Raw genomic sequence first — 20,567 nt, forward strand, 5'->3', positions numbered from 1 at the left:
ACAACATGAAGAAATATTTGACAAGGAGATGCCTCACGCAAAGTACATTCATACGTTCATTAGAAAAGAGGTTAGTGCTCATGTTCGAGGAATTAAACGCTTTTGCGGCGGTTGTAGAGCAGTCCAGTCTGAACCGTGCATCGAAATTGCTGAATCTGTCACAGCCCGCGCTGTCTCGCAAAATCTCCAAATTGGAGGATGAGCTCGGCGTAGCGCTCTTTCATCGCCGTGGTAAACGACTCGAATTAACCAGCGTAGGCCAGTTCGCCTACACTTTCGCGGTAGAGCAGAAACAGCAGCAACAAAAATTTCTGACCATGCTGGCCCAGTACAAGGACGAAGAACAAAGCTCCATTACACTTGGAGCCAGTCTGACAACGCTTCAAACCACGTTGCCGCCGCTGGTAAATGCCTTTATGGAGAAACATCCGAATGCGGAAATCAAACTGGTGACGGGGAAAACGCATGAAATTGTCTCTTTTGTGCGGGATAAAAAAGCTGATGTAGGCATCGTTGCCTCTTCTATTAGTGAAGCCGGGCTGAACTGTGTGCCGCTCTTTGATGATCATCTGGAGCTGGTTGTGCCTTTAACGCATCCCCTATCGGGTAAAGAAGCCGGAATGGAACATTTGCAAGATCTGCCGATGATTACGTTCTCCAAAGGAACCTGGTATCGCAAATTAACCGACGACCTGTTCCAGCGCTGCGCCGTAATGCCGGATATTCGCATGGAGATTGACTCCTTTGAAGCGATTGTCCGTCTTCTGCCTACCTGCAAAGCAGCAGCCCTGTTGCCCAAGTCGTACCTCCGCCCTCAATTGCTTGCGGACAATGACCTCGTCTCGGTATATCTGCCGCAACTGCAACAGACCCGGCGCACAACCTGCATGATCTATGGGGAAAAGGAAAACCTCAGCCAGACCTCCAGACAGTGGGTCAGGGAAACGGCTGCCCTCTTTACAGCAAAGGCGCCGCTACCCTCACGGAGGACAACGACGCCTTAGCATTCATATCAATCAGCCGAGTTCAACGCTCTGCTTTCATTTAATAGACTCAGCTCTAGCTCTCTTGGCTGATCACTTCTTCCTCAAAACGGTCAATGTCATCATTCATGCCGATAATCACCATGATGTCACCCATCTGAAGCGAGTCCAGTGCAGTCGGGGCAATAATGACCCCGGCTTCCTTTTGCAAGGCTACAATGCTGCAGCCAAAGCGTACCCGTGCATTCAGAGTGGATAGCGTTTTATTATGCAGACAAGCTGGAACCTTCATCTCCACAATACTGTAATCATCGGACAATTCGATATAATCCAGCAGATTCGGGGTAACAAGCTGATGGGCAACCCGGATTCCCATATCACGCTCAGGATAAACCACACGATCGATTCCCAGCTTGTCCAGTGCCCGTCCGTGAAGAACGGAAATGGCTTTGGCCACAACTGTCTTTACACCGAGTTCCTTCAGTAAAATAGCAGTGAGAATGCTGGTCTGGATATCAGCCCCGATGGCAACGATACAGCAGTCAAAATTACGGATGCCGAGGGAGCGCAGCACTTCCTCATCAGTGGAATCCGCGACGACGGCATGGGTGACCAATTCACTCATGTCTTCGACGACTTCTTCATTTTTATCGATCCCCAGCACTTCATACCCAAGCTCCATTAATTCCTGTGCCAGACTGGAGCCAAAGCGCCCAAGCCCAATTACCGCAAACTGCTGTGTTTTCATTGTTCTTCACGAACCCCTTATCCAATAATCATTTTGCCTTCCGGATACCTGTACAATTCTTTACCCTTTTTCTGTCCGAGTGCATACGCGAGCGTAATCGGTCCAAGACGCCCTGCAAACATGGTGAAACAGATCAAAAGTTTGCCGATCGTGGTCAGCTTCAGTGTAAGCCCCATAGATAAACCTACAGTACCGAAGGCGGATGTCGTCTCAAATAATATCATCAAAAAACTGCTGTCTTCCGTCGTACTAAGCACCATCGTAACGGCAATAATGAGCAACAGAGCAAGCAGCGTAATCGTCAGTGCTTTGAAAATGCGTTCCTGTAGAAGCCGATATCTGAAAAAGACGATATCTTCCCGTCCCCGCATCATGGCAATAACAGCTCCGGCCATAATCATGAACGTGGTTGTTTTAATGCCGCCTCCGGTAGAACCGGGGGAAGCACCAATAAACATCAATATAATAATGAAAAATTGCGTTGCCTGCCTCAGGCCAGCAATGTCTACCGTATTCGCCCCTGCTGTTCGCGGGGTTACCGACTGGAAGAACGAACCGAGAATTTTGCCCCCCCAGTTCAGACCACCCAATGTCCGGGGATTGCTGAATTCAAACACAAAGATCACCAGTGCTCCAAATACGATCAACAAACCGGTTGTCAACAGCACCACTTTGGAATGCAGCGACAGCTTCTTCGTCCTCCGATACTCCACCAGATCGGACAGAACGACAAAACCGATACCGCCTGAAATAATCAGGAACATGGCTGTAAAATTCACGAGCGGATCATACACATACCCGGTTAAGCTGCGGAATTCTCCGAACATGTCAAACCCGGCATTGTTGAACATGGAGATAGCATGCCAATATCCATAATAGATGGCCTGCCCCATTGGCATATCGAACGACCAGCGAATGGCCAACAACGTGCCACATATGCCTTCCAATATGAGCGAGTAGATCACAACCTTGCGAATAAGGCGGACGATCCCCTCCATCGTACTCTGGTTCATTGCTTCCTGCAAAATCAACCGCTCACGTAGAGAGATCCGGCGTTTGAATGCAATCGCCACCAGTGTCGACATCGTCATAAAGCCAAGGCCGCCAATTTGAATCAGGATTGCAATTATGATCTGACCCAACGTCGAAAAATGAGTACCCGTATCCACTACAACCAGCCCCGTTACACAGACTGCGGAAGTCGCAGTAAAGAGTGCGTCAATAAAAGGAAGGCTGACTCCGCTTCGACTGGATGCCGGGAGCATCAACAGAAGTGTCCCGAGCAATATAATACCCGCGAACCCTAGGACCAGAATTCGGGGTGGCGATAGACGCATCCATTGAACATTCATTTTCACTTGAGTATCATCCACCTCTGCCAAAAAGAAAATGACTCCACGATGTGGAGCCTTTCTCCGAAGCGCTTTTCCATATCACTTGACGGAATAGCCAAGCACTTGGAAAGCCTCATTTCGGAGCGTAAACATGTATGCTTTTCGCTGTAATACATATACATTAGGTTGGAATACCTTTGATACATTCTATTCGTTCCCTTGTTAGCCTAAAGACATGCGGAATATTGGACATTTGATTCAAAATTATAAGCGCTGCGACGTTTGTATACAAAACGATTTTTGTGTAAATAGCATCGAATTCCGTCAAAAAGGGAAAAACTCAGATATGGCGACGGATAGATCAGATTGTTTCGATCATTTTCATTCGTTTTCATGCATTTGCACCGCTTCTCGTTTCGCCATTGGCATTCGGGGCTTAGGCTGTGCTATCTTTACTTTAATATCCATATTAATAAAGGAGGAACAACATTAAATGAATCCCTTAGGGCAGCCTTTGGTACTCAAAGCTAACTTCAAGCGTTTAGGGTTGCTTGCGGCGATTGGCCTGATTCTGTTTTTCGTTTTTCAAATCTTCCCTGCCACCTCATCGCAAACGACTGATATCCAGTCTACTTCCTTCATAAGCAAGGAGAAAGCGGCGGAGTCGGCACGATCTTTTGCAGCTTCTCTACCTGATTATACCCTTCCGTCAGATACTGGAAACGAGCTGGTGACTTACCAAACTCATTCCGATATCTATGGGTATATGGCCAAAACCAAACAGTTAGAAACCTATAACAAGAAATGGGAAACAACCTATCCTTACGATGTGTACCGCGTTCGTTTGCCTGATCAGGACAAAGGCGGTTATTTGAATGTTGACGTACATATGAGAACAGGAAAAGTTGTCGGTTTCAAGCGCGAACTCCCTTCTTCCCTGTATGCATCCATTGAGGCTGAGCAGGACAAAAGCAAAGTGAATGCTGCCCAACGTTTAGCTGAAGATAACCTTTCCTTAAATGAAAAAGAGCAGCTTGCCGCTGGCGTCCTTGGCGAATTCGGGTATAATGTGCCAAAACTTCAGCTGGACACCCGTGAAGAAGAAGCGGGGCTGAAATACACGGATAATGAAAAGCAAATTGGGGATTCCAAGCTGGAACTGAACTTTACATTTGAAAACGGAGCCGTTCGCTCCTTCGAATCGGTATTCTCAGTCCCTACCTCCCATACCGACTATGTAGAAAATCAGACTCGGCAAGCCAACTGGATGACTTACGGTGGTTATGCTTTTCTTACCTTTGTGCTTGGCGTGCTCGCGATCATCTACAGTATTCTGACCAGAGCACATACCTCGTTCAAACGCGGAATCGTTCTGTCTCTGATATACTTTGCGGCTTCTGTGATTGGCACACTGAACATGATTCCACTCTTTCAGGCGCAAGGGCTGTCTAACTTTATGCTGACCTTCCTGATGGTAATGCAGGCTGGGATAACGCTGGTCATGAGTGCAACCATCTATCTGTCACTCGTTGCCGGTGACGGCATGTGGCGCAAAATTGGTCTGAATCCTTGGCCTCGGGCCAAAGAACCCGGATACGGCAAATATGTGCTGCACAGTATGTATACAGGTTACTTATGGGCGTTGATTCTGCTGGGTGTGCAATCCGTACTGTTCTTTATTTTGGAGCGCAGTATTGGAAGCTGGTCAACAACATCGGCTGACCAGTCCACTTATAACATGAGTTATGCCTGGATCTTCCCGATTATGGCCTGGATGGCCGGGATTGGTGAGGAAGCAGTCTATCGTCTGTTCGGAATTCGCATGATGCAGAAGGTTGTACGCAATACGTTCATTGCCTGCCTCATCCCAACATTGATCTGGGCTCTGGGACACACCCTGTACCCGATCTATCCGGTCATCACACGTCCAATAGAGCTTACGGTCATCGGACTCTTGTTCAGTCTGATCATGCTGCGTCACGGCTTCATCGCCGTTGTATTCGCCCATGTTATCTTTGACAGCCTGTTGATGGGGCTAAGCCTGATCTTCATGGGTGATGCTCTGAACATTTCCGCCGGACTCTTCTGGATTGTGCTTCCGGCCATCGTTGGTTATGTCATTTACAAAATGAATCCAAAACAAAAAGAGAAGCCGTATGTCACGACTCCTCATCACGAAGTGCTGCAATAATCTGATTCGCAAGCTTGTCACCAATAGATAGAGGCCGGAAGTCTTCGACGCTGGCCTCTTTTATTTTGCGTAAAGAGCCAAAATGCTTCAGCAGCAGCTTGCGCCGCTTTTCTCCGATCCCCGGAATAGCATCCAGACGGGAAGTCACCATCGATTTCCCACGCTGCTCGCGATGGAACGAAATCGCAAAACGGTGGACCTCTTCCTGAATCCGCTGCAACAGGTAGAACTCCTGACTGTCACGCGGCAAGGAGATGACTTCCGGCGGGTTGCCGATCATCAACTGTGAGGTCTTGTGCTTCGCATCCTTCACCAGTCCACATACCGGAATAAACAATCCCAATTCATTTTCCAGAATGTCCACGGCTGCCGAAATCTGACCTTTACCTCCATCGACCACGATCAGGTCAGGCTGGGTTAAGTTTTCCTTCAACACCCGTTCGTAACGACGACGGATGACCTCACGCATCGTTTCATAATCATCCGGGCCTTCAACCGAACGTACCTTGTACTTCCGATATTCTTTCTTATCCGGTTTACCATCCGTAAATACAATCATGGCAGATACCGGATTCGTTCCCTGGATGTTCGAGTTATCAAACGCTTCAATACGGTGAAGCTGATCCAGTCCAATAAAGCGTCCCAGTCCTTCCGCAGCTTTTGATGTCCGTTCTTCATTCCGCTCAATCAGGCGGAACTTCTCTTCCAGTGCAACACGTGCGTTATCCACGGCCATGGTGATCATCTGGCGTTTCAATCCACGCTGCGGAATATGGACTTTAATTTCCAGCCATTCCTGCAATGCTGCTGCGACCTGAGAAGGATCTTCGAAGCCTGGAGGCTGTTTATCAGCCGATACATCTTCCTGAGCAACAGCGTCGTCCTGGTTAACCATCGCAGCTTCTTCCGTCGCTGCTTCGGGTTGGATATCACCATAAGATGCACGGGACTCGGCTACACGCAGCTCAACCGCAGAATCTTGCGCCAATCCCGTTGCCTCTTCTGACTCGATTGTCACCGCCGCAGGTACCGCTCCATCAGCATCGGATATATCATCCGCACCACTGTCACCCGCTGCCAGATCTTTTGGCATTTCCGGCAGTAAGATTTCCTGTGGCAACGCTGGATTATCACTGTAATACTGGGTCACGTAAGACATAAAGTCACTGTATGCCTCACCGTAAAACGGGAACGTTGATACGTGTCGTTCGATCATTTTCCCCTGACGCATATATAGAATCTGGACACACATCCAGCCTTTATCAATGGCAAAACCAAACACATCGCGGTCTCTGGCATCCGCCATCGTAATTTTCTGTTTTTCCATCATCGCATCAATGGCAATGACCTGATCCCGAAGTTCCTTGGCACGTTCAAAATATAGATCCTCAGCCGCTTCCTGCATTTTACGCTGTAAATCCTTTTTGATCTCCTCATGCCCGCCACTCAAAAATGAACTGATCTCTTGGGAGATCTCATCATACTGCTCCTTGCCCACTTCTTGCACGCAGGGAGCGAGGCACTGTCCCATATGATAATACAGGCAAACTTCCTTCGGCATCACGCCGCATTTGCGTAACGGATACATCCGGTCAAGCAGCTTTTTCGTTTGGTGTGCCGCATATGAATTCGGATAAGGTCCGAAGTATTTGGCTTTATCTTTGAGCACCCGCCGGGTCACTTCGAGACGGGGATGCTTTTCATTCGTAATTTTAAGGTAAGGGAATGTCTTGTCATCCTTGAGCAACACGTTATACCGCGGCATATGCTTCTTGATCAGGTTACACTCCAGAATGAGTGCTTCCATATTACTGCCGGTAACGATATATTCGAAATCACGGATTTCGGACACCAGGCGCTGTGTCTTCCCATTATGACTGCCGATAAAATATGATCTTACGCGATTCTTCAGCACTTTCGCTTTACCTACATAGATAATGGTACCTTCACTGTTTTTCATCAGGTAGCAGCCAGACATGTCAGGCAGCAAAGCCAGCTTGTGGCGGATCTGCTCCAGTGCCTTCTCCTGCTCCTGTACGTTTGTAATGAATTCATCCATAATTCGGTGGGTCCTCCTTCCCGAAAAAAGTATAAATAAAAGGTTACACTGTTACCACTCCGATTGCACTACCATCTTCCGATCGCTGTGATCCCCAGATTTTTTCGATTCCCTTTTTGCAAAGGGAAAATCCGGTGATAGCGAATGCTTCCGATGCAGCTTTCTTTCAGAAAGCTTTAGGCGAACGCTTCGCTTTTCCAGGTTTTTTCTGTCTTCTCCGTTACTGTGTAAATAATTAGTTCCATTAATATATAAGGGAAAACAAGTCTTGGGATAAATACATGCACTGCGGTTCTACAGATCGGATCTGCACCTACGTTATCATGTAAAAATAATTATATCTTATATTGTCCTATATGAAAGGTTTCGACGCAAAACGCCCCCGGCGCATAACCGGAGGCGTATGTGAAATCTTGGTCAATTATTGGTGTTTTTCGATAATTCCTTTGAGAGCATCTTTCGAATTCAGACCAACCACTTTATCAACCGGTTGACCATCTTTGAAGAAGATCAATGTTGGAATGCTCATTACGCCGAAGCGGGAAGCGGATTCCGGATTTTCGTCCACATTGACTTTAGCAATTTTCACTGCATCGCCAACTTCGGTGGACAGCTCTTCCAGGATTGGAGCGAGCATTTTACAAGGACCACACCAAGGCGCCCAGAAATCAACAAGAACCGTTCCTTCGCCTTCGACTTCAGCGTTGAAGGATTGATCGGATACGTTAACAATAGCCATGAAATTGTCCTCCTTATATATACTTACGGTTTATTTTAACCTGTAACGTCGCGAACGACACTTCCAGTATAACACAGCTACTCTAATGTTGTGAAATGAACGGATCAATGTTCATCTTCCCAACATCAAATCTTCACAATTGAAGAACTTGCAGGTTCGCTGCAAAATCTTTACAAACGCTTTCTTTTCCAAGTATACTAAAATTACTCCGGGCTTCAGCTCCCTGTAAGGGCAAGCTGTTATCCCCATAAGGAGGCAATACCATGGATGCAAATGTGCGGATCAACGACCCGCGTGAACATGTGAACGAGGAACCCCGTAACGATCTGTTTGATCTGATAGCGGGTGTTGCTGGCATGGCCGGCCTGATGACGGTTATCTTTTTCGGAATGGTTATTTTCAAATTTATCACCGAATAGGAACTTCAGGCTGCACGCAGGCCAGAAAAGCCCGGTTTTCGCTACAATGCGAAAGCCAGGCTTTTTTTGGACTATAGGAGTAAAAAATAGATCAGATCGGTAACATAAATAGAAATTAACGTTTGCCCCGTTGATTCTCACCCCGAACCGAGATGACATCAACAAACGGACGAATCCGGTCCATCAAACGCTGGCCTTTGTTCATTTCCTCGCCATCCCTGCTGGTGAAGCTAAGATGTTTCTCCAGCCCATCCAAGTTATAGTTGGACGTGTAAAATGTAGGTTTGCGATTCATACGGTAGTTCAGAATGGAACCCATCACATGATCCCGAACCCATGGGTTCAGATTCTCTGCCCCAATATCATCAAAGATGAGCAGATCACAGCTTTTCAGAATATCCGTCGTTTCCTTCAGCTTGTTTCCTTCACTAATCATGGATTTCAGATCCTCCACAAAATCAGGCATGTAGATAATAACACCTGTGTGGCCCACAACCGCGAGTTCATGCAGCAGATAACACATCAGAAACGTCTTGCCCGTTCCAAATGATCCTTCCAAAAACAGTCCTTGCGGAGATAATCCATTCTCCTTGGTGTCGTTAATATAACGCAGAACCTGGTTCACCGCCGGAGCACGCATCCGATCCTTGCCCATAATTTCCACATCGTTATATCCTGCATTGAGCGCACGCTCGTCCACATAGAAACTGCGGATTCTCTGCTTGATGACATGCTCATTTTGCCGGGCGATATGTTTGGAACAAGGTGCTTTTTTATCTATAATTTCGGGTTTACCGTTAAAATGCTCTACTTCCAGTTTGCAAAAGTGACCCTGGAAATCGTTAGGACAGTTGTCGAGCCCCGGACAGTTCGCACAGTTCTTCGAATCTTTGGCATACTGATACAGCTTGCTCAGATCGGTAATAAGCTGTGCATCTTTCAGTTCAGGATGACCTGCGCGGAATTCGCGTACGTACGGATCTTCCATCAAATCCGCCGCAATCCGCCGCGACTGTTCACGAAAGGAAGGATTCAGCTGCTGAAGCAGTCCTCCCAAGGATTCCATGGCTTCAAGCCCCCTTAATAGTTTCAATATAGAATGAACAATTGAATTTTACGATGACCATCATGATGGCAGGGTAACCTTCGATCGCTTGTAATTCTACTGTTCATTCTATATAAACTTGAGGAATAACTCAACATGTTCAGCTGGAAAAAGCATTATCCATTCCATGACAGTACGCAGAACTTCGGTTAGACACTACACAAAGAATTGATCCGATCACGCTTGGAAAATTAACGACGCAGCCCCACCGTAACAATCTCACAAGGTCCCGCTTGAAGAGCCCATTCTTTGCTAGTCAAGGCAGTGGAAGATTCATTTACCATCGAAGCATTCAGTTTGCCTGTCTCTTCTTCCAGAATGTTGCTCTGATATGCATCTTCCAATGCTTGCGGGATGGACTCAGAAGCAGCAAACTTCAACTCAGTTGTATTGGACCCCATATTATACCAACGCAACATCAGATCACCCGAATCCTCGTTCACCTTCAGTGAAGAAAACGCAAGACCGTCCCCTTGCCACGCAAAAGGTGTGTTGCTTGGTGTCAGGAATCCCGGATGTACGGTCGTCTGAGCCAAAGTCCATGGAATCTGGAACTGGTAAGCTTCAATGTACGCTCCGGATGTTGCTCCGTTCCCGTCATGAGGGATAATCTCCAGCTGGAAGGAATGCTCACCGAGACACTGAGCTTCCGGTGTAGGGAACAATCCCCAGTCTCCAAGTTCTCCCACGGCACGAAGCAGTGTTACGGCAATCGTATTCCGTCCATCCTCAAGAACCTCATATTCATTCAGACCCAGATTGGCTACAACCAATCCAGCCTGATCCTCACTCACATCAACAAAACTTTGCTGATGCTGGGTATTGCTCGGATTCTGCCATTCCGGTGCAGGCGTATTATCGCGAGTAGCAATTTCGAACATCGAGTCAACGTGATGAACAGCCGATGTCAGATCCGTCGGGAAGAGTGCCCGTACCCGATGATCCTTCGCCTGATTGTTGAAAGTTGTTTCGAGCTTGATACCTTTTCCACTGCGGCTTAACGACACAATGGTTCGGATCTTGAGCCTAATCATTTGTTTGGAACGTTGCGCTTTACGATGTGGATAATAAATCAGTTCCCGCTGCTCACGATCAAGCGTTTCATCAGCGGATTCAGGAATTTCCCAATGATGAACAATTTCGTACGAAGCTCTGTAAGGCGCATCTTCAATAACCCGAATTTCTGCCCGAAGATCCTTCGTAGTCAATGCCACTTCATTCTCCGGTTGCTTGAACATGTACTCATTGCCGATATCACCGACATTTTCATACACGCCAAGATCTTTATACGTCCGGCCTGTCCGTTTATCTGTAAGTTCAAACGACCCGTTGTCTGAAATATTTACGATAAAATATTCATTTTCCATGCCACGTTCACCATGCAGCAGTGTATTTGAATTCGTAGTGTTATCCACAGACTCCCCAGCAGCATTTGAATCACTCGCAGCATTGCTGTCCATACGAACCAAAGCATACGTCTTCAGGCCAAGTGCAGGCACATTCTCTGCTTCAAACGTAATGCTGACCCGACGGCAGCTATATGGCTGACGGAATCGATCATCCGGCAGATCATATCCGAATTGCAGACCCAGATCCTCTACCGTACACGGAACTGGTTTGCCTTCTTCATCCACCAAAATACGACCTGACAGGTCAATGGCGTTCATTTTGGCTGCCATATCTTCCAATGAGAAACCATCGCGGAAGTACAAACGGGCCGCATCCAGTTCAATCTGAACTACACCGCTGCGCTCCCATCCCGATGTGTTAAACACAACCACAGGCCGCGCTTCCTCACCATATCGTTCAAATGTTGAAGTATCCACAGCTGCAGCGATTTGGCTGGTGCTATCCTCAATCAGGGCCTCAGCCACATGACGGCTCTTATCAAACCGGGTGACCATCTCGCGATGCACCTCGTCTACGCTACAGCCACAGATGCTGTCATGCGGATGATTCTGCATCAACGTTTTCCACGCATAGGTAAACTGATCATGCGGATATGGATGACCTAGCAGATGCGCGAACGAAGCCAGGGGCTCAGCCACCTTTTCCAACATGGATTGGCCCAGTTGGTTCATCTGTTTCAGATAAACGCGTGCGGAAGCTGTGTTCACCAAAGTGCCCCAGCCATCGGTACGCTGGCTGCGCAGCTCTCCTTTTACAACAGAAAGCTCCTGAACCGCAGATGCTTTCAACGCTGACAGATAGTCCGGGAAGTTGGAGTGAACAAACTCGATATCGGGATACAATTGTTCAGCCATACGGATGGCTTCAGGCAGATCCTTCTGAATCGGCTGGTGATCACATCCGTTCATGTACAGCAATTCATTGGTCGATGCATATTTCTCCGCGTCAGCCAGCTTGGTTTCCCAGAACTTGCGAGCTGAAGCTTCGTCCACCGGAACTTCATTCCCGTTAGAGTACCAGTTGGCAAATAAAACACCGAGCACTTTAGATCCATCCGGACCTTCCCACATCAGCTCTGAGAAACTGGATTCGTATCCATCGTCAGACACCATGTTGTTGAAGCCCGTTGGCTTCACGCCTCGCCCGAAAAAGACATTATCGATGCCCGATTGCAGCATAAGCTGCGGTGTCTGTCCTACAAGTCCGAATGTATCTGGGAAGTATCCGATCTTTGAAGGTGTTCCGTATCGTTTGGCATCACGATGTCCAACCTGCATATTACGAACATTCGCTTCACCACTGGTCAGGAAGGCATCCTGCAAAATATACCAAGGCCCAATGACAATACGGCCATCACGAATATGCTTCTCCAGCCGTTCCTTCTGCTCAGGTCTAACCTGAAGATAGTCATCGATGATGATTGTCTGGCCGTCCAGGTAAAAGCTTTTAAAATCCGGCCCCTGATCGAGCTGATCCAGCAAGGCATCCACCAGCTGCACCAATCGCATATGATGTTTCTCATACGGCAAATACCATTCCCGATCCCAGTGCGTATGAGAAATAATATGCGCTCTTTTCGATTTGCTTGTTGGTTTGGTCATTGTATTATTCCCCCTCTACCTCTTGTTGTACAATCTCTACTTCATCCGGTCGATATACGGCTTGCAGCTGTCCGGCCGCATCTGTGGCAAACAGCACGGAGCGATTTTTCTCCAACAGGAACGTATATATGGCTCCCGTACGTGTATCTCTGACTTTCACCTCATGATTCAAAGCGAACTCCGATACAAATACGTATAGATTGCCTTTCGGAAAGCTCAGCTTCCGTCCATAAATCCCTGCCAGATCACCGCCAGATATCCATTCCAGTTCATTTTCAATACCAGCCACTTCTGACGCATATCGATACAGGTCAGCCAGCGGCTCATCCCGGCTGTTCAGCTCCAGCGGCAGCGGGCTCCAGATCAACTTGCCGTTGCCTAATGGTAGTACGACTACTTCATCAGGTGTATGATTCTCCGCATGAAGCAACGTTTCCTTCGCCACCTCGGCAATCCGGCGACGACCATACGTGACGCGGTGATTCACCCCGTTAATATTCAGCATTTCTTCTCGCTGTACGTTGCCCAGACTGCGCTGGCCAACAAGATGATCTACCCGATCACTTGTTTTCCAATAAGCATCCAACCCGAGCGGGCCCGTAATAAGCAGCGTAGCTCCTTCATTCTCCGCGAAGTTCAATAGCTCGCTTAACGCATCGCTGTCCATGTTGTGCGGACTCGGAACCATGATCAGCTTCGGAGGTTGCTGCTTCAATGCTTCCAGATGATACTCGGATACAGCCCGGAATGGCTGCTTCAGCTCATAAGCCATCACACGCGTCAATTTTGTGGTTGCATCGTAGGCCAGGGAACGGTTCGAGAAGTCGTTGGAATACGGGAAGACCACCGCAATGTCCTCCAGCTCACGATCAGTAAACAGGTCTCGAATCTGCTCCATGAATCGGCCAAAATCGTAAGACACATCGGCTTCAGGTTTTTCTGTACCGTCCGCTCTCAGCGCTCCAATATGAGATTCATTGGCATTATCCATATAGAAGTTTGTATTCCAGATCCATTGCACTGCTCCGGCTCCGCCTGTTGAGAAGGCATAGGCGTATTTGCGCTCCAGAATGCTGTGAAGCTCTTCCTCTGTGCGTTTGGCCCGGCCATCCGGGGTTTCCACATACATGATGCCTGTCTCCTGAATGAGATTGGGTTTATGTGGTGTTTTGGCGAAAATACCGTCCCAGATCAGGTCATCGTTGAGCCACCAGGAATGCACGGTTGTATAATCCACTTCACTCTCGTAGAAGAACGGTGAAGGCCGCTGTGCTCCGAGAGCTTCATCCTGTCCCACGGTAACCAGATGATGGGGAACAAGATCCTTGATCGTGCCTACAAGCTCTCTCGCCCAAACATTATGCATCTCCATCGAGAAGAGACAGTAATCAAGCCAGCGTGTTCCTTTTTTAGCCTTGTGCATATCCTGTACATCGAAATTGATCTCTTCCGGTTCAGGAATGACTGCTGCTGTAAAGTCAGGGAGCTGCTTAGGTGACATGTTCCATGCCTCCTGCAACGCTTCAATCGTCTGATGCCGCTGCTGAAGCCACGCGATAAACGCCTGCTGCTCATATGAATCTCTTGCCGAACGTGGCCCATCGGAGAATATGCGCACAGGATCAAACATCGACGGTTCATTAATCAAGTCCCAGTCCACATGTGTGGAATGTCTGTGACGACTCACAATGCTGCGAATGAAGCGTTTCTGTGCATCTACGCTCTGCGGGTCCAAATATGGATTTGTTCCTTCCCACGTCTCGGGTGTAAAAGAGAAAAAGGTGAACGTCACTTGAAGGCCATGCCGTTTTGCCGTTAACAGGAACGCATCAATAGCACGCAGTACATCCTCGGACATATGACCATCCACCTGCATCATGTTGCGATAGGCAGTCCAAATTCCGGTCCGAATCCAGTTAATGCCAGCTTTCGCCATCTGTGCCATATCCCGATCCCATACATCCGCATTGGGAAGGAACAGGAATTTCCGTGCCACGTCCGAGGTCATGTAGGTCATACCAACAACAGGCAGCGGACGACCGTCTTTGATAAAATAATCTCTGCTGCGTGTTATGACTTCCCCTTCTGCGAGCAAAGCTGCGTCCTGACCCCAGAAGCCCTGCCGCAGTATGCGAACTTCTCCATCCGGTGCCTGAACACGACCGATGATTCGGTACAGCCCGCTCTCGATTGAAAACGGAAGAAGAATCCGTTCAAAACGCTGTTCGCCGGAAAGTTCCATCTCCAGTTGATGATTCCATACCTTCTCTACCGTGCCGTTTGTGCGATCTTCCCGTTCAACGGTTAAATCAATGGTCCAAAGTTCCGGCTCACTTCTTCTGCTGCCCGCACGCTGTAGAATTTGGGTTTGGAGGATCAGTGAGGCTCGTTCACCCAAATCATATGCAGCATAGTTCGGCTTCAGAGATAGCTCGGTTACACCTTTGGCGCAATACTGCGCCCAGTTCACCATTTCGGCTGCTCCGTTCTGTTCCCAGAAGGCAGCCGTCAAAGGCAGATGCACAAACAGCCAGCGCGAACCGGCAAACGTACTGCGGGAGTTTTCCCATAATACGATTGGGGCAGCGATGCTGCGACCATCCTTGCTGCGGCCGCGAAGCAGCGGAGAAATCTGCGTGCTCATCGGACCTGAGGAACCCATCTGATGTGGCAAATCGCTTGTTTTGGTTGTATGAGGTACCAGATTCCACGTATCCGCACTCTCGAACAGTCCCTCTTTGCCTGCAAGGAGTGGAATATCTTCTGAGGAAATTAGTGAATCCACTTTGGCTGCGGATACCTTTAACGCCTCATGAATATAAAGCTCCTGGTGATACGCCGTTTGTTCCGACTCGGAAATCCATGCCCCATTCTCCTGACGAACAGGACGTTTGAATGGTGCACCACCAATGCTGATCAGACTTCCCCCCTGATGAAGAAAAGCTGCAATTGCGGTCCAAGCGGATTTTGGAAAATGAGGCGCATGCAGGTTCACGAAACACCCTTCACCTTCTGCTGTGCTCAAAGCCGAAGCCAATTCATCCGCGCCCACAACGATGATCTCTTCCGATGCTTTCCATGAATCAAGAGCACCTTGCGTTGGCAAAGTACCCTCCACTGGAAACGTTGGATCAGAGAAAATAATCAACTTGGTTCTCTTCACCTGTGCGCTGCTCATAGCAAACCATCCTTCATGGATTTATAGACCAACTGGGAGAACAGGCTGTTGGACCAAGCAAACCATTTTCTCGTAAAAATCGTCGGATCATCGGCATGGAAACCTTCATGCATATATCCTGTATCCGCATCCGTTGCTTCCAGCATCCGAATGATTTCGAGCTTCTCTTCAGCAGACTGGGCCGTCAATCCTTGCATGGACAGACCCATATGCCAGATGTAATCCGGCGGTGTATGCGGGCTGCCGATTCCTTTGGCAACTTTGCCTTCATAATAGAACGGATTCTCTTTGCTGAGCGCAAAACGTCTCGTATTCTGATAGATCGGATCATCCGCTGTGACGTAACCAAGATAAGGAATAGACATCAGTCCCGGTGTACCCGCATCGTCCATCAGGCAGTAGTTGCCGAATCCATCCGTCTCATAAGCATAGATCGGGCCAAATTCAGGATGACGGTAAATACCGTACAGCTGGATACCATGATCTACTTCGGCTTCCAGATCCTTAAGTTCCTGCAGGAACTCCATATCCCGGAATACCCACTCCGCGAACTCCTGCATCTGACGCAGGGCAACGACGGCAAACATATTGCCTGGAATGTTGTAATGGAAATCACACGCATCATCACTGGAACGGAAACCAGACCAGATCATGCCTGTGTAATTGACGGGCATGCCTCGTCCGTTATTGCGGATTGAATCCGTAGCAATACCGTTATTGCGGGTAAAGCTGTATGGTGATTGCTCCATGTGATGCTGCTCCACCTTGAACAGATCTACGATTTTGCGCATGGCGGCTTTGAAGCTGGAATCGAAAATATCCGTCAGTTCGGTTTCTTTCCAATATAAATAAGCGAGACGCACGACAAAGCACAAGGAATCAATTTCGAATTTGCGCTCCCACACCCAAGGTGACATCTCGGTCACGTCGGTGGTGTTCCAGTGCCAGTCATTGGCTGTCTCGTTAAAGGCGTTAGCATATGGATCAATATGAACGTACTGGATGTGACGCTTGATCAGACCGCCAATAATGCGTTGCAGGTCTTGATCTTCCTTGGCAAATGGAATGTAATGCACCACTTGCTCCACGGAATCACGCAGCCAGGAAGCTGGAATATCGCCAGTGATGACAAAGGTTGTGCCGTCATCCATTAATTTCGTTGTTGTTTCAATCGTATTCGGGAAACAGTTCTTGAATAGTTGAAGCAGCTTCGGTCGATGCGCCAGCTTCTGCTCTGCTTCTTCCATTACAGCCTGTACGGCTTGTGGCAATGCAACAGGTGGCATCGGTATTTTGGGTAGTCTGAATTGTTCCATGAATGAGTGCACTCCTTAAACAAATTGAATGGTGTAGCTATTGAGGATGAAACAAAAAATTTACACGGGACCACTGCGCGGTCAGAAATATCCTCCGATCGCTGTTATCCCCAGATTTTTTGATTCCCTTTTCTAAAGGGTAAAATCCGGGGATAGCGTATGCTTCCGATGTAGCTTTCTTTCAGAAAGCTTTTGAGGCGAACGCTTCGCTTCTTCGAATTCTTTCTGCCCTCTTCGTTATCGTGTAAATACGTTTACTCCTATATAGCTCAAAATATTTCAAAAAGGTTTACCGCAGTAGCACGGTTTGTATTTCGTAAGGTTTAAAAGATAATGTAATCTGGCCTTTGGTATGGGCCAGTGGTTTGATCGGTTCTTCCAGAGCGTTGGAGTGATATGCTTGCTCAAAGGCATGCGGCCATTGTAATGTGATGCTTTCGCGTTTGCCTGATGACTCATAGAAACGAAGTACGGTGCCGTGTCCATCCTCTGCCGGTTTGACCGTGTCCAGAATGACATGTTGGCTGTCGAAATTAATCCATGAGCCACTTGCTGGGCGTGAGTATGCCACAGTTACTGTTGGTTCGACTTCAGCCCCTTTGCTCTGACTCTGCTGCACCTGTTTCATCGGTTGCACTTGCTGCGGCTGTTGCATTTGCTCCACTTGATGCACAGGCACTTCATGGTTCAATTCGGCTGCCTGACGTACCGTATGTGCACTTCTCCAGTCGCCTTCATGTGGATACAGGGAATAGGTGAAATCATGTTCTCCAATATCCGCAGTCCGGTCAGGCCATCTCGGTGCACGCAACAAGGAAAGGCGAATCGTGCTTCCTTGTACGTCGTATCCATATTTGCAATCATTAAGTAGACTGACGCCATATCCGTGCTCGGCGACATCTGCGAAGCGGTGTCCGCACACTTCATACTGAGCCTGCTCCCAACTCGTGTTGCGATGAGTTGGACGCTCCAATGCACCAAATGGAATTTCATAGGTTGCTTTGGAAGTCACTATATCGATCGGGAAGCCCACTTTGAGCAATTTATGATCTTCATTCCAGCTTACATGGGTTTTGAAATCGATCCGTCGATTGTCATGATAGAACACCATATCCTGTGTAATCACAGACTGATGAAGCTTCCACTGAAAACGAAGTACGTCCTTCGTAGTACCTGCCAAAACCAGTTTTTTCTCCAAGAGCTCCACTTCTCCAGCAACCTGAGCCTCATAACGGCTGTCGATATCCCAGGCATCCCAGAGCGTCGGACGGTCATGGAAAAAGTGAAATTGATTGCCGCGTTCACCTGGCTTCAGAATCTCGCGTTCTGCTGTCTTGTCCCACAAGCGGGATATCTCGCCAAGCTCGTTAAACTGAACTTGGTAATACTCGGTTTCCCATGTATCTGTAAAGTTCTTTTGCCCAGCAATGCTCGCCATTTCCCGTACATTTGTTTCCCTTGCATTTTCCGGTACGAGCCAAATCGTCTTATGACCAAACGCTGGAATTTCCGTCACCAGAACCGAAATTTGGCCATCTTCCCGATCCATGCGCAAACGCTGACCTTCAACATCTATAACGTAGCGATCCAATCCATCGTGCATATGAAGTTGAACGACTTCACTTCGATTCCAGCCAAGGCTGTTGAACACAACATAAGGAACAGAACCCTCTGGCCCCTGCGTATTAATTCCCCTCGTTAATGCAGCAACACCTTGATTCAGTCCTTCTCTACCCAATTCGAATACCCGAATATACTCCTCATCCGACGTTACATAGGATTCCGTTATGGCCGAACCAGGGATAATATCATGGAATTGATTCAGCAAAATCAGCTTCCATCCATCATGCAGCGCCGAACGTACTTCAGCATCCTGCTGCGGCTCCATATCCGGTAGGGCAAGTGTGTTCCAGAGCTCCGCTTCGCGATAAAGCACCTCAGCCTTCCGATTGTTGCGCTTATTGCGGCCATGGGTCGTATAGGTACCCCGGTGAAGTTCCAGATACAAGTCGCCATGCCACTTCGGAAGATCAGGCTGCGCCTTCTCGATTCCGTCAAAAAAGGCTCCGGCGGTACTATAACCATTCTTCGGTTGGCCCACCATCAACTCGGAACGGTCCACGTACTCCAACATCTCTCGCGTCACGCCGCCGCCACCATCGCCATGCCCGTACAGAAGCATATGCTCAGGATGCGCCGCCTTCTCACGGTATGACTGCCAATGATCATGAATATCCTTCGGCAAGGTATGCTCGTTAACACCATGATTGAGATAAGACAGGATGGACGTGCCATCAATGCCTACCCAGTGGAACAGATCATATGGAAATACGTTCGTATCATTCCATCCGAGCTTGGTCGTCATGAAGTACTCCACATTGCCATGCTTCAGGATCTGAGGCAGGGAAGCACAATAACCAAATGTATCTGGCAGCCATTCAATCTGTGATGTTTTGCCGAACTCCTCCATATAGAAGCGCTGACCATATAACATCTGACGAATCAGGGATTCCCCGCTCGGAATGTTCAGATCCGGCTCAACCCACATCCCGCCAACTAGTTCCCAGCGTCCTTCCGCAATGCGTTTCTTCACCCGTTCATACAGCTCGGGATCATGCTCCTTCAGAAAAGCGTACAGCAAAGGCTGGCTCTGGGAATAAACATAATCCGGATATTCATTCATGAGTGCATCCACCGTGGAGAATGTACGACTGGTCTTGCGCACCGTCTCACGTACAGGCCACAACCAGGCAATATCGATGTGCGATTGCCCCACCATATGCTCCAAGCCTTCGGCGTTTCCACCAATCTCCCGCACTTCATGGATCAATCTATCTTCGATACTGCGGATGTCATTCCCCTGCTTGACAGCCTCTTCTGCCAGGCCTACAAATTGATCCATCGCCCGATAGATCGCTTCCAGCAGGCGCACCCGGCGAAAATCACTTTCCGGCAGCAGCACCGCGGAATCACGCACAATGGTGACCGTGTACATCAGACTGCGAACAGGTTCATTCGGTCGCACCAGCAAACTTCTGATCGATGTAATCGGCGGCTGAATAACCGCCTGTTGATTCAATGGATCAACAGGTTCGGGTACCGGATCGAATAACTCAATCTCAAGTTCAGGCTGAGCCCCTATTCGGGAAGGGTCGAGTGTGACATACGTATGATTACGATCCAGCCCCTGATAGGAATGTCCATTCACCCGAAGCAAGCCTTCCCCACCGGATTCAAATACAAGTCCGTAAGGTTCTTTCTGCCAGGAGGCAGGTACATCCAGCCGTGTACGGAAGAAATAAGTCGTTCCCTGATCACTCGGGAAACGATTCAATCCCTCCCCTTCTGGATAAGCCTTCTGATCCTCGTATTGTCCTGGTACTTTATAATAAGCGCGGCTGATGTCCCAGCTGCGCAGCTCCATTTGCTCCAACCACTGACGTTCGGACAACTCGCGAATAAATCGTCTGATGCGTTCCATTTC

Annotated in this window: 12 protein-coding genes; 3 read left to right on the forward strand and 9 right to left on the reverse strand. The window is 48.4% G+C overall.

The window, feature by feature from the left end; genetic code table 11:
- Positions 1-80: 80 nt before the first annotated feature.
- Complete coding sequence (locus MKY42_RS26955) at positions 81-1,004, forward strand: LysR family transcriptional regulator (protein WP_090904496.1); 924 nt, start codon at positions 81-83, stop codon at positions 1,002-1,004.
- A gap of 55 nt (positions 1,005-1,059) precedes the next feature.
- Here MKY42_RS26955 and MKY42_RS26960 read toward each other — a convergent pair whose 3' ends face one another.
- On the reverse strand, positions 1,060-1,731 hold the full coding sequence (locus MKY42_RS26960) for a TrkA family potassium uptake protein (RefSeq protein WP_076290888.1): 672 nt from the start codon (positions 1,729-1,731) through the stop codon (positions 1,060-1,062).
- Positions 1,732-1,748: 17 nt separating this feature from the next.
- Positions 1,749-3,089: a TrkH family potassium uptake protein gene (locus tag MKY42_RS26965; RefSeq protein ID WP_339846071.1), complete on the reverse strand. Its 1,341-nt coding sequence runs from the start codon at positions 3,087-3,089 to the stop codon at positions 1,749-1,751.
- 469 nt (positions 3,090-3,558) lie between these two features.
- On the opposite strand from MKY42_RS26965, the gene MKY42_RS26970 reads away from it, so the two are divergent.
- A complete protein-coding gene (locus MKY42_RS26970) occupies positions 3,559-5,256 on the forward strand; it encodes a type II CAAX endopeptidase family protein (protein ID WP_339846073.1) in 1,698 nt (565 codons plus the stop codon).
- On the opposite strand, the gene uvrC is transcribed toward MKY42_RS26970, so the two are convergent.
- Both uvrC and trxA read right to left on the reverse strand, forming a co-directional pair.
- The gene (uvrC, locus tag MKY42_RS26975) at positions 5,225-7,315 is read right to left on the reverse strand and encodes an excinuclease ABC subunit UvrC (RefSeq protein ID WP_179263096.1); all 2,091 of its coding nucleotides are present in this window, start codon (positions 7,313-7,315) and stop codon (positions 5,225-5,227) included. The two genes, MKY42_RS26970 and uvrC, sit on opposite strands and share 32 nt — an antisense overlap.
- Before the next feature lie 421 nt (positions 7,316-7,736).
- Entirely contained in the window at positions 7,737-8,054 is a 318-nt protein-coding gene (gene trxA, locus MKY42_RS26980) for a thioredoxin (RefSeq protein WP_036605788.1), read from the reverse strand.
- A gap of 263 nt (positions 8,055-8,317) precedes the next feature.
- Here trxA and MKY42_RS26985 point away from each other — a divergent pair, with 263 nt between their 5' ends.
- Entirely contained in the window at positions 8,318-8,473 is a 156-nt protein-coding gene (locus MKY42_RS26985; protein WP_090810527.1) for a YqzM family protein, read from the forward strand.
- Positions 8,474-8,588: 115 nt separating this feature from the next.
- Here MKY42_RS26985 and dnaI read toward each other — a convergent pair whose 3' ends face one another.
- The 5 genes from dnaI to MKY42_RS27010 all read right to left on the reverse strand — a co-directional run bounded on the left by dnaI (position 8,589) and on the right by MKY42_RS27010 (position 20,564).
- Complete coding sequence (gene dnaI, locus MKY42_RS26990) at positions 8,589-9,539, reverse strand: primosomal protein DnaI (protein ID WP_090904499.1); 951 nt, start codon at positions 9,537-9,539, stop codon at positions 8,589-8,591.
- A gap of 230 nt (positions 9,540-9,769) precedes the next feature.
- Positions 9,770-12,589: an alpha-mannosidase gene (locus MKY42_RS26995; protein ID WP_339846077.1), complete on the reverse strand. Its 2,820-nt coding sequence runs from the start codon at positions 12,587-12,589 to the stop codon at positions 9,770-9,772.
- A gap of 4 nt (positions 12,590-12,593) precedes the next feature.
- On the reverse strand, positions 12,594-15,767 hold the full coding sequence (locus tag MKY42_RS27000) for a beta-galactosidase (RefSeq protein WP_339846080.1): 3,174 nt from the start codon (positions 15,765-15,767) through the stop codon (positions 12,594-12,596).
- Positions 15,764-17,083 (reverse strand): glycoside hydrolase family 125 protein, encoded by a 1,320-nt coding sequence (locus MKY42_RS27005; RefSeq protein ID WP_090904502.1) that lies wholly within the window; start codon positions 17,081-17,083, stop codon positions 15,764-15,766. The genes MKY42_RS27000 and MKY42_RS27005 overlap by 4 nt, the downstream gene beginning before the upstream one ends.
- Before the next feature lie 289 nt (positions 17,084-17,372).
- Positions 17,373-20,564, reverse strand: coding sequence for an alpha-mannosidase (locus tag MKY42_RS27010; RefSeq protein ID WP_339846083.1), 3,192 nt, complete (start codon positions 20,562-20,564; stop codon positions 17,373-17,375).
- Positions 20,565-20,567 lie beyond the last annotated feature (3 nt).

This window comes from Paenibacillus sp. FSL W7-1088, from assembly GCF_037969855.1.
Lineage (GTDB): Bacteria > Bacillota > Bacilli > Paenibacillales > Paenibacillaceae > Paenibacillus.